The 20,271-nt window shown below is 47.6% G+C and carries 4 protein-coding genes; all 4 read right to left on the bottom strand.

The window, feature by feature from the left end; translation table 11 throughout:
* Positions 1 to 22 precede the first annotated feature (22 nt).
* The gene (locus tag KBW69_RS07000) at positions 23 to 5,464 is read right to left on the bottom strand and encodes a hypothetical protein (RefSeq protein WP_257280428.1); all 5,442 of its coding nucleotides are present in this window, start codon (positions 5,462 to 5,464) and stop codon (positions 23 to 25) included.
* 111 nt (positions 5,465 to 5,575) lie between these two features.
* Positions 5,576 to 11,656, bottom strand: coding sequence for a hypothetical protein (locus tag KBW69_RS06995; RefSeq protein WP_257280427.1), 6,081 nt, complete (start codon positions 11,654 to 11,656; stop codon positions 5,576 to 5,578).
* Between the two features lie 92 nt (positions 11,657 to 11,748).
* A complete protein-coding gene (locus tag KBW69_RS06990; protein WP_257280426.1) occupies positions 11,749 to 19,431 on the bottom strand; it encodes a hypothetical protein in 7,683 nt (2,560 codons plus the stop codon).
* A gap of 112 nt (positions 19,432 to 19,543) precedes the next feature.
* Positions 19,544 to 20,026, bottom strand: coding sequence for a hypothetical protein (locus KBW69_RS06985; protein WP_257280425.1), 483 nt, complete (start codon positions 20,024 to 20,026; stop codon positions 19,544 to 19,546).
* Between the last annotated feature and the right edge of the window lie 245 nt (positions 20,027 to 20,271).

Genomic DNA, 20,271 nt, shown 5'->3' with positions numbered 1-20,271 from the left:
TGGCCCGACCTGAAAGAAATCACTACAGATGCCCTTTTGCCAACCATTCGTAGAAGGCACCCAGAGTGTAAGAGTACGGAATACTTTCTGCATGGGAGAATGACCATTTAGGTACATTATCCCTGAAGTATTTTTCCCAGCCATGCTCATACATCTTCATAGAGCGATCACGTCGTTCACGGAACTGAAGATAATTCTCGTTTCTGGTCCAGCCATGCATCACTTTGTTTGCTTTAACACGGTTGGCATACTCTTCATCCGTTTCATTGAAGCGTTGAGGTGTGGCAGTGGCAGCACGTTTCGCATAGTCAGATTCCGTTTCACCCACGCTTCTCCAGCGATTGAGCTTGTCAAGACTACGGCCCAGTGGTCCGCCGAGCCACTGAGCGAGTACCTTGTTGTCGTTCATGAAGAAGTCAAAAGTGAGACTCGACGCCAGAGCAAATCCGAAGGTTTGAGCGTAGGTAAACCCAGATAAAAGGCCGTGGGCGTATGATCCGGCCGTGGCTACCGGGCCCAGCACCAGACCGGCTGTGACAGAAGCCAGGCTTTTCACTTTATCTGGTGTGATCCTGTGCAGCAGCGGTACCTGAACTCCTTGTCCGGAAGTCATGGATTTCACGATTTCGGGCACCAGACGGAAAAGGCTGCGATATCTATGGGGGTTGGCGTTGTATTGTCTGTTAAACAGCATAGAGCCGGTTTTCAGCAGGATAACTGAGGAAGCGGCTTTGCCGAAAGGCATTGTCAGTCCGCCCAATTCAGTGACTTGTTCAATGCCGGTGTGGAAGGCATATTGGCCGGTTCGGTCAAGATCAACACCGTAGCGTTCCAGCCAGTGCTGGAAAGGTGTGAGCATCCTGTGCGTGTAATCGCCCCGGTTGGTCAGGTCCAGAAGATAGAGGAACGCCATGTTTGAGAGAGACAGCCTGACAGCTTCCGGGGCGGTCCGGGTTACCAGTAGAGGCTTGTAGCTGGAGAGGTACCAGGTGACTGCCTGTAGCAGGAAGGCGGAAGGTTTGATCCAGTAATCATTGAGCTCTAGCTCAACCGCTGTGGCATGAGCCTGCATCAATGTGTCATGGATAGCCTTGATCAGCCCAGATTCAGACACGCCAACGGCATTGGCGTAAGGCGCCAGGGTATCCTGAATATTGGTAAGAAATGCTGCAGTCTTGCGGCCGTTTTCAAAGGCAATGTCGTCAAGAACGTAGTTGGCGATGACAGCAGCTACATATTCTTTCATGACGGCAACAGACTCCTTCATACCTGCCGGTTCAGTGGCGGTCACGATCACAGGAGAAAAAGCGCTCTGTACGAACTCGTCAACACCCTCGTCGGACAGCATCCGGACAACGGCTTTGAACCGGGGCACCTTGACGCCATGTCCGTAGTCAAGAAAATGTTCAAATTCATCCACTGTCTGGTAACCATCAACACCTCTGACGGCCTTTAGATATTGATCAAGTTCAACCTGGCTGATCAGACCTTCACGCAATAGAGAGATGATCTTGTTACCACTGACAGAACGGACAGCGAAGTATTCCGAGAAGTCTTTCAGATTCCCTTGCTCATGCTGAACGAAGTAAGTGGCTGCTTCGCCCATGCCGTATATTTCATCGTCGTATTCTTGTGGCCCGGTTTTAATGTAAGCCCTCGCATGGCTCGCCAGATTCTGGACCTCATCCAGAATCTTCAGAGACTGATCTTCCGGAGACTCGAGGGCGAATGTCGTCTTCAGATCTTTGAAGACTTTCACAATCCGGGTGGCCTGATTAAATGTCAGATCAGGGACCTTTGCCTGCAGGCGAATGGGTGCAAATTCATCGTCAAAGTCGAAAGTCTGGAAATTGGGTACCGGTTTACCGCACAGTTTTGCTGATTCTGCCAGACCCAGTGCGGCTTCCAGAGCCTGTTTCCTGAGAGGATGTGCCTGAGTGAAGGTGTGTAAATGGGCCAGTATGTTTGCCTGTTTCGGCGTATATTGGAAGGGCCCGCCCTCATTTTCCATGGCTTGTTCTGCAGCTGCCAGTGCTTGCTTCATGTTCTTTATATTCGCTTCCCTGACTTCTACTTCTCTTTCCAGACATTCGTGCTGCCGGGTCAGTTGCAGGATCCTGTCGGCAGTATCATCATCCCCGAACAGCTCCAGCTGCTTGTTTCTTAAGGCAACAATCCGGGCGTCATCTGATACGAGTGTTTCTTTCTGTTCCGGTACTGAATTCGGCACTGCTTTACTATGAACCGCATCCAGTTTGCGACGAAATTCCTCCAGCTCACTTTCAGTTTTTTCTATGTCTCTTCTGGCTCTGGCCACATCACGTTCAAGAACGTATCGGGGTTTAGGTCCCAGGCGGGCCATTTGCCTGTCAAGCTCATTTTCAATGGCTGCAATACGGTCATTAACGTCAGGCCGACCGGCATTGAGAACTTTGTCATCCAACTGTTGGAGTTTTGCTTCAATCAGACTTTGGTCGAAAGGGGCATTATCTTTAAAGCCCTTAATGCCGAGTTGGCAAGCTATTTCATAGTTTCTGATTCTTTTGATACTTTCATCGTCATAGATTTCGTTTACTTCTCTCATTAATGCCAGAATTTTGCCTCTCAGAGCATGCTTCCGGTCAGACAGGTTCTCATTCTTTGTAAATTTTAACCCCAGATCACTGGCCAGTTTAGTAGTGAAAGCCTCACCTCTTGTTTTAGCTGGGACGTTTTCATGAGGGTAGATGTTTAGCCTGTCCTCTAAAGCCAGAATATAATCTGCCTGTCGTTCTCTTGCTCGCTGATCCGAATTTTCGATTTTAAAAGTAAGACGCTTACGAATCCTGTCAGGTCTGATATCTCTCTCCTCCAGAGCTGTGCTGTCATCTTCCCAGAGGGCTTTGGCCATCTCATTCAGTATGTATTTCGGAAGATTATCGTCATTAAGTCTTGTACGAATCCTGTCAACTCTTGTTGTTTTGTCATCATTTTCATTGGTTTTTATGTTGAATAGTGCTTCTATGGCTTCCAGTATTTTCAGGGCCTTTTCCTCTGACCGTTGTCCGGCTTCCCGGATGTATGCCTGTATGTCATCAGAAATGTCCTGACGACGGAGATACACATCGTCCTTTTCAGAGGAGCGATCCGGACTCAGGATTTCTTCCACGACACTGAGTTTCTTGAGTACTTCAGGCATGGCACTGGGGTGGCCGGGTGTCCTGATGTCTTGCAGTTCCTGTTTCAGCTTTGCAAGCTCGAAGAGTTTCATACGCACTGTTGATTCCAGAGTTTCGCGGTCTTCTGGTGTGTTATCTTCGCTCTGTATACCAAGAATCGCCGCTATAGCATATTTTCTTTCCTCAGTGTAAGAATTCTCAATAGCCTGTTGCTTACTCAGTGTCTTGATTCTCTTAATCAGGATGTCCTGTTGAAGATCCATTGTCTTAAGTTTTTGAGACAGGAGCTGTTCCTGAGAATTTATGGCCTTGATTTTTTGAATCAGACATTTTTTCTGAACGTCAATACTTGTATTGTCATCAAAATTCTGAATGTTTAAATACACGGCAAAAGATGTATAAATGGCTTTGATTGCAGCTTCTTTTGCAGCCTCATCATCAAACTGCCCTGCGGCAGCAATCGCCTGTTTGATTTCATGAATTTTTATGCGGATGAGTTCGGCTTGCTGTTCTGGTGGCAGAGTATCATCCCAGTCATCCATACCAAGCTGAATGGCTAGTTCAAGGTTGCGAATCTTTCTGGCTTTCGCTCTGGCATCAAGGACTTTGCGTTCCAGCTGTGGGTTTGTTCGATCGATTTCTTTCTGAAGTCTATGTATCAGGTTTGTCTTTTGTTCCAGGTCTTGACGAAGCTGCATAATCTCATCGTCAACTTCCGGCCTGAGTTGTGGGGTTCTCAGTTTTTCTTCATCACTACCAATGGCTATTTGTGCTCTGCGCTGTAACCGTTTGCTTAGCTCGTAAAGCTCGTTTTCCATCTCAAGCAGCTGACCGGCAAAGTTGTCATTGACCCTGGAAGCAAAGCTGCCGTCTTCGTCAAAAAGATCGTCAAAAGGATCGCCAGACATTTTGGTGATAGTGGGAATACGTTCGTGAATATCATGAATAAAATCCCGGTTAGTCAGAAAATTTCTAAGTACAGGTTTGAAGCCGAAGTGTTTTACCAGTTGCATATGCACCCAGGTAGGAGTGATAAACGACGAAACGAATGTGATGTGTGGTATTGTGAATTCAAATTGATCTGCTCCATCTGAAGTAGCAGTTGTCAATGCCTGCTGAAGATGTTCATAGTATGCAAGCGACTCCAGTTTTTGATCGTACTGTCTACCTTTGTTAAGTCCGGTATTGTGCTGTAAGGCTAACTCCTCCAGCAGTGCCATCTGTCTGCTTCTAATGATGTACTGGTAGCTTCTGACATTGTCTTTTTTAACTTGTAAAATCGGCTCATCATCACAATCGGAAAGTCCTGCCCAGATGTCATGGAGACCTTCCACAAAAGCTATATCGGTTGGATTCTGTTTCTGACCACGGAAAACAATAATCTTCCCCTGAGCTTCAGTCACTTCCAGTTTTGGATAATCAGCAGGAACAGGATAAATCTGTGTCTCATCCTCGACGTGTATAACATAGCCGACGGGTTGATCGTATGACAAAAAATCTTCCAGAGCGCACAGTTGTAATTCTTTTCCCAGAACATGAACCTGGGTATAGGCAGAGGTGGCTGCTGCTAAAAGAGCTTCATCATTAACAAAGATCGATTGACCCAGGCGCTGCAGTTCAGGAGGAGGGTCGCCGACAGCGACAAGACGCATAAAGGTGCGCCCTCTTACATCAACCTTGTCTACTTCGAGGTTGGCAAGTGCAACAAATTTATCTACTTCGCCAAGTTTTCCTGTTCTTTCCCTGGCGCTTTTTAGCACTCCAGCGAGATGTTCGGGGCTGGCAACTTTCGTAAACGGATCTAATGTTTGGGTGTTGTCTGATTGAGCGCGAACAGCCCTGATTGAATCCTGATGTGTCATTCCTTCCCTGACTTCGATGAGCAGTTTATTTTTTTTAAGGTTATGAGTGAACCTGAAGACTCCCTCATTACCGACCTTCAGGACTTTGGTGTACTTCAGAGCAGCGTCATTGTCGTCTGTTTCAAAAAGGTCAACTACGGAAACGCCACCCTCAATACCAGAAAGAATGTCTGTAAAGCCGTCAGAAGGAACGACATAGCCCGCTCTGGCTTCAGCCTGATCAGGGTAGGTGGTAGTAAAGGAATTAGGGATTGGCTGCTGGTCATCATCCAATGTTGGGTTAACGATGACCTCACTCTGGGTGAATTCCGCCTGTCCATTGCTCTGAATATCCACAGACTTTGTTTGCAGCCTGCGATCGGCCAGTGCCTGTGTACCGACGATGAAAGAACCGATGGCAATGGCCACAGCAAGGCTTAATGCATTGTGACGGGCATTTGTCATTCTACTACCTCAGAAGAACTAAATCAGTATGGTAGGTTTCGTTTCTTTATGAAGAGTTCATCCGCTGATTGCTGATATCAGAATTCGTCGCCGGTCTTTTTATCGTCTCTCTTAAGGAGCATTTTTCTTATCATGAGCATGAACTTTCTTATTACCGCTCTGCTGCCATCCATAGAAGGCTCCCAGAGTGTAGGAGTAAGGAATACTTTCTGCATGGGAAAATGACCATTGAGGCACACTTTTCTTGAAGTATTTCTCCCAGCCATTGTCAAACATCTTCATGGTGCGATCACGTCTTTCACGGAATTGCAGATAACTCTCACTCCGTGTCCAGCCAAACATTACATTGTTTGTTTTAATACGGCCTGCATACTCTTCATCCGTTTCATTGAAGCGTTGAGGCGTGGCAATAGCTGTACGTTTCACATAGCCATATTCCGATTCACCCGTGCTCCGCCAGCGATTAAGCTTGTCGAGACTTCGCCCCAGAGGTCCGCCCAGCCATTGTGTGAGCATCCTGTTGTCGTTCATGAAAAAGTCGAAAGTGAGACTCGACGCCAGGGCCAATCCGAAGGTTTGCGCGTAGGTAAATCCGTATACAAGTCCGTGGACGTATGATCCGGCAGTAGCAACCGGACCCAGCACGAGGCCGGCTGTGACAGAGGCCAGTGTTTTCACTTTTTCAGGTGTGATCCTGTAAAGCAGGGGTATCTGAATCCCCTGTCCGGAACCCATGGATTTCACTATTTCAGGAACCAGGCGGAAAAGGTTGCGATACCTACAGGGGTTGGCGTTGTATTGTCTGGCAAACAGTAAAGAGTTGGTTTTCAGCAGGATGACTGAGGAAGCAGCTTTGCCCAATGGCATTGCCAGCCCACCCACTTCAGAGACTTTTTCAATGCCGCTGTGGTAGATATATTGGCCGGTTCGGTCAAGGTCAGCACTGCAGCGTTCCAACCAGTGCTGGAAAGGTGTGAGCATCCTGTGCGTGTAATCGCCCCGGTTGGTCAGATCCAGAAGATAGAGGAAAGCCATGCTTGAGAGGGACAATTTGGCAGCCTCCGGGGCGCTGTGGCTCACCAGTAGCGGTTTGTAGTGGGTGAAGTACCAGGTTGCCGCCTGTATCAGGGAGGCTGAAGGTTTGACCCAGTTTTCATTGAGCTGTTGCTCAACAGCGGCAACATGAACCTGCATCAATATGCCATGGATAGTCTGGATCAGTTCTGATTCAAATATTCCGGCAGCATGGGAGTAGGGTGTCAGGGTATCCTGAACATTGGTAAGGAATGCTGCCGTCCTGCGACCGTTTTCAAAGGCAAGATCGTCAAGAACATAGTTGGCAATGACAGCAGCTGCGAACTCTTTCATGCCGGCAACTGATTCCTGCATACCTGCCGGGGCAGAGGTGGCCACGGTCACAGGAGTAAAAGTATCCTGTACAAACTCCTCAATACCCTCGTCCGGCAGCATCAGGACAACCTGCCTGAAATCAGGCACCTTGACGCCGTGTTTATAACCAAGAAAGTGCTCAAATTCATCCACTGTCTGATAACCGTCGACACCTCTGACGGCTTTCATGTAGTGTTCAAGTTCAACCTGGCTGATCTGACCTTCACGCAATAGAGTGATGATCTTGTTACCACTGGCAGAGTGAGTAGCGAAGTATTCCGGGAAGCTTTTCAGATCCCCTTGTTCATGCTCGACGAAGTGAATAGCTGCTGCGCCCATACCGTGGATTTCATCGTCGTACTCTTGTGTCCCGGTTCCGATGTGAATCTTCGCCCGGAAGGCCAGCTTCTGAATTTCTTCCAGAGGGTTCAGAGTCTGGTTTTCTGAAGACTCTGATGTGAATGTTGCCTTCAGATTTTTGAGGACTTCGACAATCCGGGTGGCCTGATCAAGCGTCAGATCGTTTCCGGCCAATACCTTCAAGCGAATCGGTGCAAATTCATCGTCAAAATCGAAAGTTGACAGGCAGGGGATTGTCTTACCGCTTTTTACTGCTGATTCTGCCAGACCTATTGCGGCTTCAAGAGCTTGTTTCCTGAGAGATTCCCCCTGAATGTAAGCATGCAAATCCGCCCGTATTTTTGCCTGTCCGGGCGTGTACTGGAATGGGGCGCCGTCATTTTCGACGGCTTCTTCGGCAGCCTTCAGGACTTCCTTCATTCTCCCGATGTCTGCTTTTATGGTCTCAAGCTCAGCTTCAAGTCGGGCCTTTTCCTGAACCAGTTGCCGGATCTTGCCACCCTTTCCATCATTCCCGCCCAGCTCCAGACGTTTGTTTCTCAGGGTCTTGATCCGGTCTTTATAGGTATCAGAAGGGGCTGGTTCAATGCCAACAGCATCTTCAGCGACGTCAAGAAAGGTTTTATGATAATCCGTCAGAGCGTCTTTTGCTTTTGATAAAGCTTCACTTCTTCGCTTCAGGATTAAACCCAGTCTGGCGATTTCCTGCTTACGTTTGGTTTTAGTCTTCTCATCTGTGTTACCAATATCTTCAATCTCCAGTTTTTTACGATCGAGAAACTTTTGTGCGTTCCACTCTTCTTGCCGTCTATTGGTCACTTCTACACTTTTCCAGTCGTTCTCACGCAGGAATTCTGTGACATCAGCGTACTTTTTCCTGGTTTGAGGCAGTTCGCCCCCCGCTGTTTGATCAACTTCATCGACTTCATCCCAACCATGAACGATGGTGTTGATGTCGTCTATTCGGTCTCCAGTGGTTTGCTCATCACCCAGTGTCAGACCCAGGCTGGTTTGAATTTTTTTCACTACCCGATCAGGCGCTATCATGTCTTCACCCGTGACAGGGTCGACGTCAGCAGAAACAGGCCCCTTTTTGTGATAAACATCATCTAGTTTGCGATAGACCGCTTCCGACTTATCTTCAGCTTCTCTTACTGCTTGTCTGGCTCTGGCGACCTCACGCTCAAGAACGTATCGAGGTTTAGGCCCCAGACGAGCGAGTTGCCTGTCAAGCTCAGCATCAATGGCTGCGATACGTTCGTTGACATTGGGGTGACCCGCTTCGTTTACTTGTTCTGCCAAACCTATGAGTTTTGCTGCGATGTCACTGAGCTGATCCTCCATGGGGGCATCATCCTGATAGTCCCCAATCTCGAGTTGGTGAGCAATTTTATTGTTTATATCTCTTTTGATAGCTTCATCGACATTGTGTTCGTATAAATCATCCATTAATGCCCAAATTTTTTCTTTCAGAGCATCCTTCTGTTCATTAAGACTGGTATCTTTTTTTAATTCTACTTTTAGATTCCAGGCCAGTTTAGCAATGAAATCCCTGCTTCTTTCTTTGGCAGCAACGTTTTCATTCTTGTCAATCTTCAGTCCGGTCTCTATAGCTTGAAGTAACCTTTTCTGTAGTCTTAAGGGGGACTCAAACTCGTTTAAGATATGACCTCTAAAATGTGTACTAAGCAGATTAATTTTTTCTTGCTTGTCTGCACTCAGAGTTATGCTGCCTGGTTTAAAGAGGTTATTTCCTATCTCATCCAGTTTGTTTTCCGGGATATCATCTTCGAGCAGTGTCCTGTGAACCTTGCTAAGTCTTGTTACTTTGTTATCGCCTTTATTGACTTCAATTTCGAGTGTTTTCTCTGAGCCCTTCAGTAATTCCAGGATCTCTTTTTCTGCGCGCTGTGCGGCTGTGATGTGTGACTGCATTACCTCAGCAATGGCCTGACGACGGTAATACACATCGTACTCGTTACTGGGCATGCCCAGGACTTTTTCCACGGCACTGAGTTTATCAAGCACTTCAGGCCCGGCTGAGTGGACAGGTGTTCTGATAAGTTCCAGTTCATCTTCCAGAACTTCAAGTTTCCTGATATTGAACTGGATAGTTTCCATGAATTCTCTGCGAGACTCTGGTGTGCTGTCCGGGTCCGGTGCGGTACCATAAATTGTTGCCACAGTAGCTTGCATGAGTCTGATTTCAGCTTCATCAAGACCGCTTTTAACAAATTTTGCCTGTAAATCCTGAACCTTCATTTCTCCGTCTTGAATGTTCTTTGTGAGAAGTCTTTGAAGCGGTTGATGTTGACGATCATTCAGCGCCATGATTGTCTGTCTATGAGCATCCAGTGCCCTGACTCTCTGAAGCAGAACTTTTTGCTGAGTCTTAATATCTGCATTGCCATCAAATGTCTTGAGGTTTAAATGTGAAGCAGTGATTGCAAAGCAGGCTTTGATTTTATCTATTTTTTCCGTCTCTGTGCTGATGCTTTGTCGTTGAGTACGTTGTTGACCGGGCTGGCTTTCAATCATCGGCACTTTTGTTTTTACAGCTTCTTCGTCAGGTTGTCCTGTTGCGGTAAGTGCCACGATAACTGCTTTGCACATATCATTCATTTTCTCCAAGAGACGTCTGGCTTGCTTTTCTTGTGGCTGGGTATCATCCCAGTCATCAATACCAAGCTCCTTTGCCAGTTGAGTAATGTGAATTTTTTTGGCTTGTTTTCTGGAATTACGAAGTTGTTGTTCCAGCAGAGCAGTTCGCTCGACTTCCTGCATCATTTTCTCTTGCAGGTCTCTCTGACCTTTCTGCTTAACAAGAATCTCTGCAAGTTTATCCTCAACTTTCCGATAGCGTTCTTGTACTTCCGGTTTCATGTGCTCGCTGGCATCGGCTCTATCCAATTCGTGCTGCAACGCATATTTAAACCGGATGAGCCTGATTTCCTCTTTCTGTAGTTCTTTCAGCTTGTTTTCCACCTCAATCAGTTGTCTGGTCATGTCGTCCATGATTTTGGTTGCAAACGTTTCGTCTCTGTCAAAGGCCCCGACCATCACTGAGGGTAAAAGAGGCATAAGTTTCTGAACAAAATACCCATTAGTCAGAAAATCTCTAAGTTTTGGTTTGAAGCTGAAGTGTTTTACGAATTGGGCCTCCATCCAGTTTGGCGTGATGATCCTTGCAGCGACTTTGATATTTGCAGATGAGAACTGAAATTCATCTGCTCGATCTGGAATTGCACTGCTCAATGCCTGTTGGAGGTATTCATAGTCCGCAAGCTTCATCAGTTTATGAGGGTCGGGTTCTGCATTGGGCTGTGCAGCCAACTCCTCCAGCAGCGCCATCTGCCTGCTACGAAGGGTGTACTGATAGCTTTTGACCTTGTTTTTATTAACCTTTGCTATCACTGGAAAAGGAGAGTCATCAATGACAGCTTCTTCGTCGAGTGTAAAGAGTCTTTCCACAAAAGCGACATCGCCCGGATTCGGTATCTGACCACGGAAAACAATAATCTCTCCCGGGTCCTCTACCACTTCCAACTTTGGATAACCCGCAGGCACAGGATATGCCTGTGTATCATCCTCAATGTGTACAATATATCCGACGGGTTTGCTGTGTGCTAACAGATTATTAAGTGCCTTCTGTTGTAAATTCTTTCCAAGGACATGAACCTGGATATAGGCTGAGGTGGCGGCTGCAAAAAGGGACTCGTCGTTGACAAAGATTGATTGACCCAGGTGTCCCGGGTCGGGGGGCTGATCGCCGGAAGCGATAAGACGCATGAAGGTGCGCTCGTTTACTTCAACGGCTCCTACTTCGATGGTGGCAAGGGCGACATAGTGATCACTTGTGCCAAGGTTTCCTGCTCTGTCATTTGCACCTTTCAGGACTCCGAACAGTTGTCCGGGTCCGGCGATTTCCGTTAACGGTTCTAATGATTCAATGCCCATTAATTGATCACGAACAGCCTTAACTGAATCCTGGTCGGTCATTCCGCCCCTGACTTCAATGACCAGTTTCTTTTCTGCAAGGTTATGGGAGAACTTGAAGACACCCTCATCAGCCACTTTCAGGACTTTGGTGTATTTCTGAGCGACGTTATTCTCACCTGTTTCAAACAGATCAACAGTGGATACAACACTATCAATATCAGAAAGAATGTCTGTAAAGCTTATAGAAGCGCCGATATAGCTCGCTCTGGCCGGAGCCTGATCAGGATACGTGGTGGTAAAGGATTGGAAAACAGGTTGCTGGTCATCACCTAAAGTGGGTTTAACGATGACCTCACTCCGGGTAAACTCTGTATGTCCGTTGCTCTGAATATCGACAGACTTTGTCTGCAGCCCGCGATCCGCCAGTGCCTGTGTACCCGTGACGAAAGAACTGATGGCAACGGCTACTGCAAGGCTTGATACATTGGGGTGAGCGCTCGTCATTCTAATGCCTCAGAAGAACGAAACCAGTATGTATTCCTTTAAACTGGTTTCGTTGGGATGGTTGTGAAAAGGTCATCCGCTGATTTCTGATATCAGAGTTCGTCGCGGGTCACTTTATCGTCTCCCTTGAGAAGCATTTTTTTATCATGACCAGAAACTTTCTTATCGTCGCTCTGTTGCCAGTTGAAGAAGGTACCCAGAGTGTAAGAGTAGGGAATACTTTCTACATGGGAGAATGACCATTCAGGCACATTTTCCCTGAAGTATTTCTCCCAGCCATTGTCAAACAACTTCATGGTGCGATCACGGCGTTCACGAAACTGCAGATAATTTTCGCTTCGAGTCCAGCCATGCATCATGTTGTTTACTTTAACGCGGCCTGCGTACTCTTCATGCGTTTCATTGAAGCGTTGAGGTGTAGCAATGGCAGTACGTTTCGCATAGTTATCGCCGGTTTCACCGACTCCTCGCCAGCGGTTGATGGTGTCAAGACTTCGGCCCAGGGGGCCACCCAGCCATTGAGTCAGCATCTTGTTGTCGTTCATGAAAAAGTCGAAAGTGAGACTCGACGCCAGAGCAAACCCGAACGTTTGCGCATAGGTATACCGGGATAGTATACCATAGGCGTATGCTCCGGCCGTGGCAACCGGACCCATCACCAGACCGGCTGTGGCAGAGGCCAGAGTTTTCACTTTTTCGGGTGTCATCCTGTGCAGCAGCGGTATTTGAACTCCCTGTCCGGACCCCATGGATTTCACTATATCGGGCACCAGACGGAAAATGTTGCGATACATGTAGGGGTTCGCGTTGTATTGTCTGGCAAACAGTAAAGAGCCGGTTTTCAGCAGGATGACTGAGGAAGCGGCCCTACCCAATGGCATTGCCAGCCCACCCACTTCAGAGACTTTTTCAATGCCACTGTGGTAGGCATATTGGTCAGTTCGGTCAAGGTCAACACCGTAGCGTTCTAACCAGTTTTGGAAAGGTGTTGGCATCCGGTGCAGGTAATCACCCCTGTTGGTCAAATCCAGAAGGTAGAGAAACGCCATGTTTGCGAGGGACACTCTGGCAGCATGCCTGGCGGTATATGTCACCAGTAGAGGTTTGTAGCTGGAGAAGTACCAGGTGACCGCCTGCACCAGCGAGGCCGAAGGCTTGATCCAGTAATCATTGAGCTGCCGCTCAACGGCTGCGGCATGAGTCTGCATCAGTGTGCCATGGATAATCTGGATCAGCTCTGATTCAGACATGCCAGCAGCATTGGCATAAGGTGTCAGGGTATCCTGAACATTGGTCAGGAATGCAGCCGTCTTGCGGCCGTTTTCAAAGGCGATATCGTCAAGAACGTAGTTGGCGATAACAGAAGCTGCGTACTCTTTCATGCCGGCAACAGACTCCTTCATACCCGCCGGGCCAGTCAGGGGCATAGGAGTAAAGGCATTCTGCATGAATTCCTTAACACCCTCATCGGACAGCATCCGGACAACAGCCTTGAAATCAGCCACTTTGATTCCATGTCCATAGCCCAGGAAGTGCTCAAATTCATCCACTGTCTGATAACCGTCGACACTTCTGACGGCCGTGATGTAGTTCTCCAGTTCAACCTTGCTGATCAGACCTTCACGCAATAGCGTTATGATCTTGTTACCACTGGCAGAACGGGCAGCGAAGTATTCCGAGAAGCCTTTCAGATCCCTTGCCTCACAATCGACGAAGTAAATAGCGGCTTCGCCCATACCGTGGATTTCATCGTCGTACTGTTGTGGCCCGCTTTTAATATAAATCCTTGCCCTGTTTGCCAGATCCCGGGCTTCTTTCAGAGGGCTCAGAGACGGACCTGCTTCAGGCCCGGACGTGAATGTCGTCTTCAGATTTTTGAAGACTTCTACCATTCGTCTGGCCTGATCAAACGTTAGATCGTTGCCGACCGATGCCTGCAAGTGAACAGGTGCCCATTCATCGTCAAAGTCAAAAGTCAGAAGATCGGGTACTGGTTTATCACTCAGTTCTGCTGAGTGTGCCAGACCCATTGCGGCTTCCAGGGCCTGCTTCTTGAGAGAGTGCGCTCGAATGAAGGCGTACATATTGGCGAGTATTTCTGCCTGTCCCGGCGTGTACTGGAAGGGGCCACCCTCATTTCTGACAACTTCCTCTGCAGCTTCCAGAACTTGCTCCATGTTCTCTATATTCGCTTTTTTGACTACTGCTTCTTTTTTCAGACGCTCCTGTTGCCGGATCAGTTGCAGGATTTTGCCGCCACTACCATCATCCCCGAATAGTTCCAGCTTTTTCTTTCTGAGGGCATCAATCCGGGTATCATAGCTAGCGGTAGAGTCTGGTTTGAGACCCATGGCATCTTCAATGACTTTAAGACTCCCCTCATGATCCTCCATAGCTTCCTGTGCTTCTGATAACAGAGCTTGCTTCCGGTTCGCTACTAAATTCTGCAAAGGGCTCTCGTCAATGTCTTGATTTTTGTTGTTCAGATCCTCTTGTGCCTGTTTTTCTTCAACTTTTGCATAGGCTGCCAATTCCATTTCTCGCAAATCTTGCTCTCGCAGGAAATTCGTGACCTGAGTGTACTTTCTCCTGATGGCAGGCATTTCGCCCTTAGCGTGATCGACTTCAACCTGACCATCAGTGGCTGCATAATCCGTGTCAGAGGGGGTGTCACCAGAATGTGCGAATGCCGCTTGTTTACCATAAACAGCATCCAGTTTGCGATGGATTGACTCCAACTCACTTTTAGCTTTTTCTATGTCTCCTTTGGCTCTGGCTAGCTCACGATCAAGAGCGTATCGGGGTTTAGATCCCAAGCGAGCCATTTGCTTGTCAAGATCATTTTCAATGGTTGCGATACGCTCATTAATGTCAGGCTGACCTGCATTGAAAATTGCTTCATACAGCTCTTTGAGTTTTGCTTCAATCAGACTGTTCTGATTGTTGATAGTGGCATCCTCTTCATAGTCCTTAATGCTGAGTTGATGGGCCAGTTCATTGTTTCTGGCTCTTCTGACACCTTCATCGTCAGAAGCTTCGTCGAATTCATCCATTAATGCCTGAACTTTGGCTTTTAGAGCATCCTTTTGATCAGACAGATTGTCATCTTCTGCAAATGCGATATTCAGATCTTTGGCCAGTTTCGCGGTGAGAGCTTCGCCCCTTTCTTTAGCAGCAACATATTCATGAGGGTGGATCTTCAGCTTCTCCTCTACGGCTGCAAGCAAACATGTCTGTTGTTCTTTGGCGTGCTTGTCCAGGTACCAATCCTCAACTTTATAGGCTAGAACCGCACGAAGCTTCTTGAGTTTGAGATCCCTCTCGCTCAGGGCTGTGCTGTCTCCTTTCCAGAGGGCTTGACCTATGCGGTCCAGCGTATCTTCTGAGATATCGCCGTCGTCAAGCACTGTATGGACCCAGGCAAGTCTCGCTGCTTTGTCATCCTCTTCATCGAAATTGATATTAAGTATTTCTTCTACGGCTTCCAGCAGAGCTATCTGTTGTTCTGTGGCATGCTTACCCGGGCCCGGGTCTTCGATTTTATAGTGAAGATGTGCAAGAAGCTTAAGGAGTTTGAGATTCTTCTCGCCCCGGGCCGTGATTTTATAAGCCCAGAGGTTATTGTCTAACTCATCCAGCAGCTTGTCCGGGAGGTCACCGATGTAAAGTATTCTATAAATTTTGGTGAGTCTTGTTGTTTTGTCATCCTCTTCATTGACTTTGATGTTGAGTATTTCTTCTGCGGCTTTCAGCAGGCTGAGGGCCTCTTCCTCTGTCCGCTGTCTGGCATCTCTGATGAATGCCTGCATGTCATCAGAAATGGCCTGGCGACGGAGATATACATCGTTACTTTCATCAAGGTTACGCATCTCAAGGGCTATTTCCACATTACTCAGTGTCTCAAGGACTTCAGGCATCGCTTCAGGGTGGCCTGGTGTTCTGATGTCTTTCAGTTCTTTTTCCAGCTTTGCAAGCTCGAAGAGCTTGACATGTACCGTTCTTTCCAGGGTTTTCCGGTCTTCCAGTTTGCTGTTTTTATTTAGGTCAATACCAAGAACCTCTGCCAGAGCGGCTTTTCTGGCATAGGTGAAAGAGTCCTCTAAATCCTTTTGATCTCTCAATGTCTTCAGGCTCTTATGCAGAATTTTATGTTCAGCATCCATTGTTGTAAGTTTTTGAAGCAGGCGCTGTTCCTGATCCTCAATATCTGCACTGCTACCAAAATTCTCAATGTTTAAATAGGCGGCAAGGGTTGCATAGCTGGCTTTAACCTTAGCTTGAAAAAGTTCTTGATCGATCTGAGCTACCTGCTCTTTTAGTTGCTCCCTGATAGCCTGGTGACGGACTTGCGGGTCCTTTTTATTATCCGGAACCAGACCGAGCTGAATTTCAAAGTTAGCCAGATTATTCCGGGTTACACGACCGATTGGCCCTTGCTCATGTTGCAGCTGTTGATGAATGGACTGAAGGCGGGTCTCCAGATCATTTTCATTGTCTGGAATAATATTGAGTTTGCTTTCAATGGCCGCTATTTTTTCTTTTGCAGCCTCTTCCGCAGGGTGTTCTGTTGTGTCTTTTGCGGGAATTGATGTTATGGCAGCCGGTGTTGCGGCAACCAATGTTCTGGCAACTGGTGTTGCGACAACCGATGTTGCGACAAACGGTGTTGCGACAACCGATGGCGCGACAGCCGAGGGCGCGACAGGCGAGGGTGCGACAGGCGAGGGTGCGACAGCCGAGGGTGCGACAGCCGAGGGTGCGACAACCGATGGTGCGACAAACGGTGTTGCGATAATCGATGTTGCGGGTACTGGAGGCTTGTTTTCAAGAATTTTTTGGCTGATGATGCTCGTTTGTTCCTCTGGTGACAGGGCATCATTCCAGTTACCAATACCAAGCTCTGCTGCTATTTGTGCATTGCGGGCTTTTGTGGCGTCTGCTGCGGCATCACGAACTTGTTGTTCCAGCTTTGGAATTTGTTTGATTGTCTGCTGAAGTTTTCGTAACCAGACTTCCGGTTTTTCCTGATCATGTTGAGCCTCTTTATATTGTTGAATAATCTCAATTTCCTGCTGTTTAAGATCCCACTTAATGGCCTGCTGACGGGCTTTAAGGTCATCTTCGATATTCGGAATCAGGCCGAGTCGGCCTTCAATGTTAGCCAGTTTTTCCCGGGCTTTCTCATCGGGCAGTCCAGCGATTTGAAGCAGTTGATCTTTAATGGAATAAAGTTGACCCATAGTGTTTCCATTGACTGAAGTAAAGATGCGCTGACCTCCAATGTTCGCCTGCTTTGCGTTTGCAGCTTCTTGCGCGGGTTGTCTCATTGCAGCAACCATTGGCTGGGTATCATCTCTGCCATCAAAACCAAGATCTGTTGTTTTAGTGTTGCGGGCTTTTGTGACATCTGCTGCGGTATCACGAACCTGTTGTTCCAGCTGTGGAATTTGTTCGAATGCCTGGTGAAGTTTTTGTAACCAGACATCCGGTCTTTCCTGTTCCAGTTGCTCCTCTTTATATTGTTGAGTAATCTCAATTGCCTGCCGTTTAAGATTCCATTGAATCGCCTTGCGACGAGCTTCAAGGTCTTCTTCGTGATTCGGAGTCAGGCCGAGCTGACCTTCAATGGTAGCCAGTTTTTCCCGGACTTTCTCATCAGGTAGTCCGGTGATTTGATCCAGCTGCTCTTGAGTGGATTGAAGGTCATCCAGAGTGTTTCCATTGACTGAAGTAATTTTGCGCTTGCCTCCAATGTTCGCCTGCTTTGCTTTTGCAGCTTCTTCAGCAGGCTGTCTTGTTGTGGCATCCAATGGCTTGATTTTAAGGATTTTTTCTCTGATGCGTCTGGCTTGTAATTCCAGCGGCTGAGTCTCATCCCAGTCGTCAATACCCAGTTCTGTTGCTGTTTGAGCGTTGCGAGCTCTTATGGCATCGTCTCTGGCATCTTGAACTTCTCGTTCCAGCGTTGGAATTCGTTCGACTTCCTGCTCAAGTCGTTCTAACTGGTTTTTCTTTTCTCTGGCAATGGCTCTGACCATATGAAGTTTTTTTTCAAGCTCTGGAATTTGTTCGACTTGTTGCTGAAGTTTCACCATGTGGTCTTGCACTGCATCCATCCTGTTGCGATGCTGTGCAAGCTTAGTTTCCAGTTGTTGCCGATCCTGAAACAGTCCGAGTTTTTCCTTTTCAATGGCCTCGGCTTTCTCCGTTGCGAGCTTCATCAGGTATCTGAGCTGGGTGATATCGCCTTCTCTTTGCCGCAAAGCCAGCAGCTTGTTTTCCATCTCCATCAGCTGTCTGGAAATGTTGTTTATAACTTTGGAAGCAAACTGTTTATCGTCCCCGGGAGCATCATCCTGCACTTGGTTGATATTGCTGATAGCAGGTATCACTCGATGAATACTGTGAATAAAGAGCTGATTGTTCAGAAGATTTCTAAGTACGGGGTTGAAACCGAAGTGTCTGAAGAGTTGATTATGTACCCAGCTTGACGTGACGACCGACGAAGCCACCCTGATGTGTCTTACTGTGAATTCAAACTCATCTACCTCATAGGGTGGAGCAGCATTGGTTAATGCCTGCTCGAGAGATTCATAGTATGCAAGCGTAAGCAGCCTTTCTACCTTATCTTCAAGTTCAATCCCGCCCTGTACAGCTAGCTCCTCCAGTATTGCCATCTGCCTGCTTCGAATGATGTATTGGTAGTTATTGAGCATCCTTTTTTTAATCCGGGTTGATACTTGTGCTTCAGACTCATGAGTATGACCCGATGTTTGCCAGAGTCTGAATAGGCGTTCCACTAAAGCGGCTTGGGCCGGATTCTGTTTTTGACCACGGAAAACAATAATCCCCCCCCGGGTCTCACCAGTCACTTCCAGTTTTGGATAACCCGCAGGCACAGGATAAACCTGTGTGTCATCCTCGACCTGGACAACGTATCCGACGGGTTTGCTGTGTGCTAACAATTCATTAAGAGCCTGCTGTTGTATATCCTCTCTCAGGACATGAACCTGGATATAGGCAGAGGTGGCTGCTGCCAGGAGAGCATCATCATTGATAAAGAGTGATTGACCCAGGCGTTTCAGCTCAGGAGGCTGATCACCTGCAGCGATAAGACGCATGAAGGTACGCTCATACACTTCAACTTTTTCTACTTCAATGATGGCAAGGGGCACAAAGTCATCACGGGTGCCGAGGTATCCTGCTCTGTGATCGGCACCTTGCAGCAATGCTGACAGTTGTGGGGGACTGGCGATTTTCGTTAACGGTTCTAAAGATTGGACGCCACTCCATTGATCACGAACAGCCTTAACTGAATCCTGATCGGTCATGCCGCTTCTGACTTCAATGACCAGTTGCTTTTCTGCAAGGTTATGGGTGAACCTGAAGACACCCTCATCACCGATCTTCAGGAGTTTGGTGTACTTCTGAGCAATGTCATTTTCGTCTGTTTCAAACAGGTCAACGCTGGAAACGCTACCATCAGTGACGGAAAGAATGTCTGTAAAGCTAATGCCAGGGCCGGTATAGACTGCTCTGAATGTCGACAGATCAGGGTAGGTGGTGGTAAAGGATTTGGGTATTGGCTGTTGGTCATCACCTAAAGTGGGCTTAACGATGACCTCACTCTGGACAAACTCGTAATGTCCCTTGTCCTGAATATCGACAGATATTGTCTGCAGTTTGCGCTCGGGCAGTGCCTGTGTACCCATGATGAAAGAGCTGGTGGCAAAGGCCACGGCAAGGCTTAAAGCATTGGGGCGTGCGTTCGTCATTCTACTACCTCAGAAGAACGAAACCAGTATGTATTCCTTCATACTGCTTTCGGTTGGATGGTTATCAAGAGGCCATCCGCTGATTTCTGATCAGAATTCGTCGCTGGTCTCTTTATTGTCTCCCGAGAGGCATTTCCCGATCATGACAAGAGAGCTTCTTGTCATTGTCCTGTTGCCACTCGAAGAAGGCACTCAGAGTGTAGGAGTAAGGAGTACTTTTTGCGTGGGAGAATGACCATTCAGGTACATTTTCCCTGAAGTATTTCTCCCAACCATGCTCATACATCTTTGTGGTCCGATCACGTCGTTCACGGAACTGAAGATAATTCTCCTTCCGCGTCCAGCCAGGCATTATGTTTTTGGCTTTAACAGGGTTGGCATGCTCTTCATCGGTTTCAACGGAGCGTTGAGGTGTGGAAACAAGTGTTTGAGCGCAGGTAAACCCTGATACCAGACCGCAGGCGTATGCTCCGGCAGTGGCTACCGAACCCAGCACGAGGCCGGCTGTGGCAGAGGCCAGAGTTTTCACTTTTTGCGGTGTTACCCTCTGCAGCAGTGGTAGCTGAACCCCCTGTCCGGAACCCATGGATTTCACTATATCGGGCACCATACGGGAAAGGGAGCAACTTCAATTAACACGGGGCTGTCAATCGCCCAGGGTTGTTCCGGTAAGTTGTTGAGTGAATTTAGTTCACAATGGCAAAGTCCAATGACAGTAGAATTGTGTTGTTTTTTCGGGGCAGGAATACATTTATGCACGCCTCATAACAGGGCTTGATCGATGGCCCGACGCTACGTATTTTTATACTGGTTGTTTTTGGATGGCTATTAAGGGGGCCA

The organism is Endozoicomonas sp. ISHI1 (assembly GCF_024606225.1).
In the GTDB taxonomy this organism is placed as follows: domain Bacteria; phylum Pseudomonadota; class Gammaproteobacteria; order Pseudomonadales; family Endozoicomonadaceae; genus Endozoicomonas_A.
The sequence above is the reverse complement of the archived record's forward strand: the minus strand, read 5'-3'. Positions and strand labels throughout refer to the sequence as shown.

Coding starts and splice junctions, on each gene's coding strand:
- KBW69_RS07000 (WP_257280428.1), bottom strand. CDS start 5,464: ATGACAAATGCCCGTCACAATGCATTAAGCCTTGCTGTGGCCATTGCC.
- KBW69_RS06995 (WP_257280427.1), bottom strand. CDS start 11,656: ATGACGAGCGCTCACCCCAATGTATCAAGCCTTGCAGTAGCCGTTGCC.
- KBW69_RS06990 (WP_257280426.1), bottom strand. CDS start 19,431: ATGACGAACGCACGCCCCAATGCTTTAAGCCTTGCCGTGGCCTTTGCC.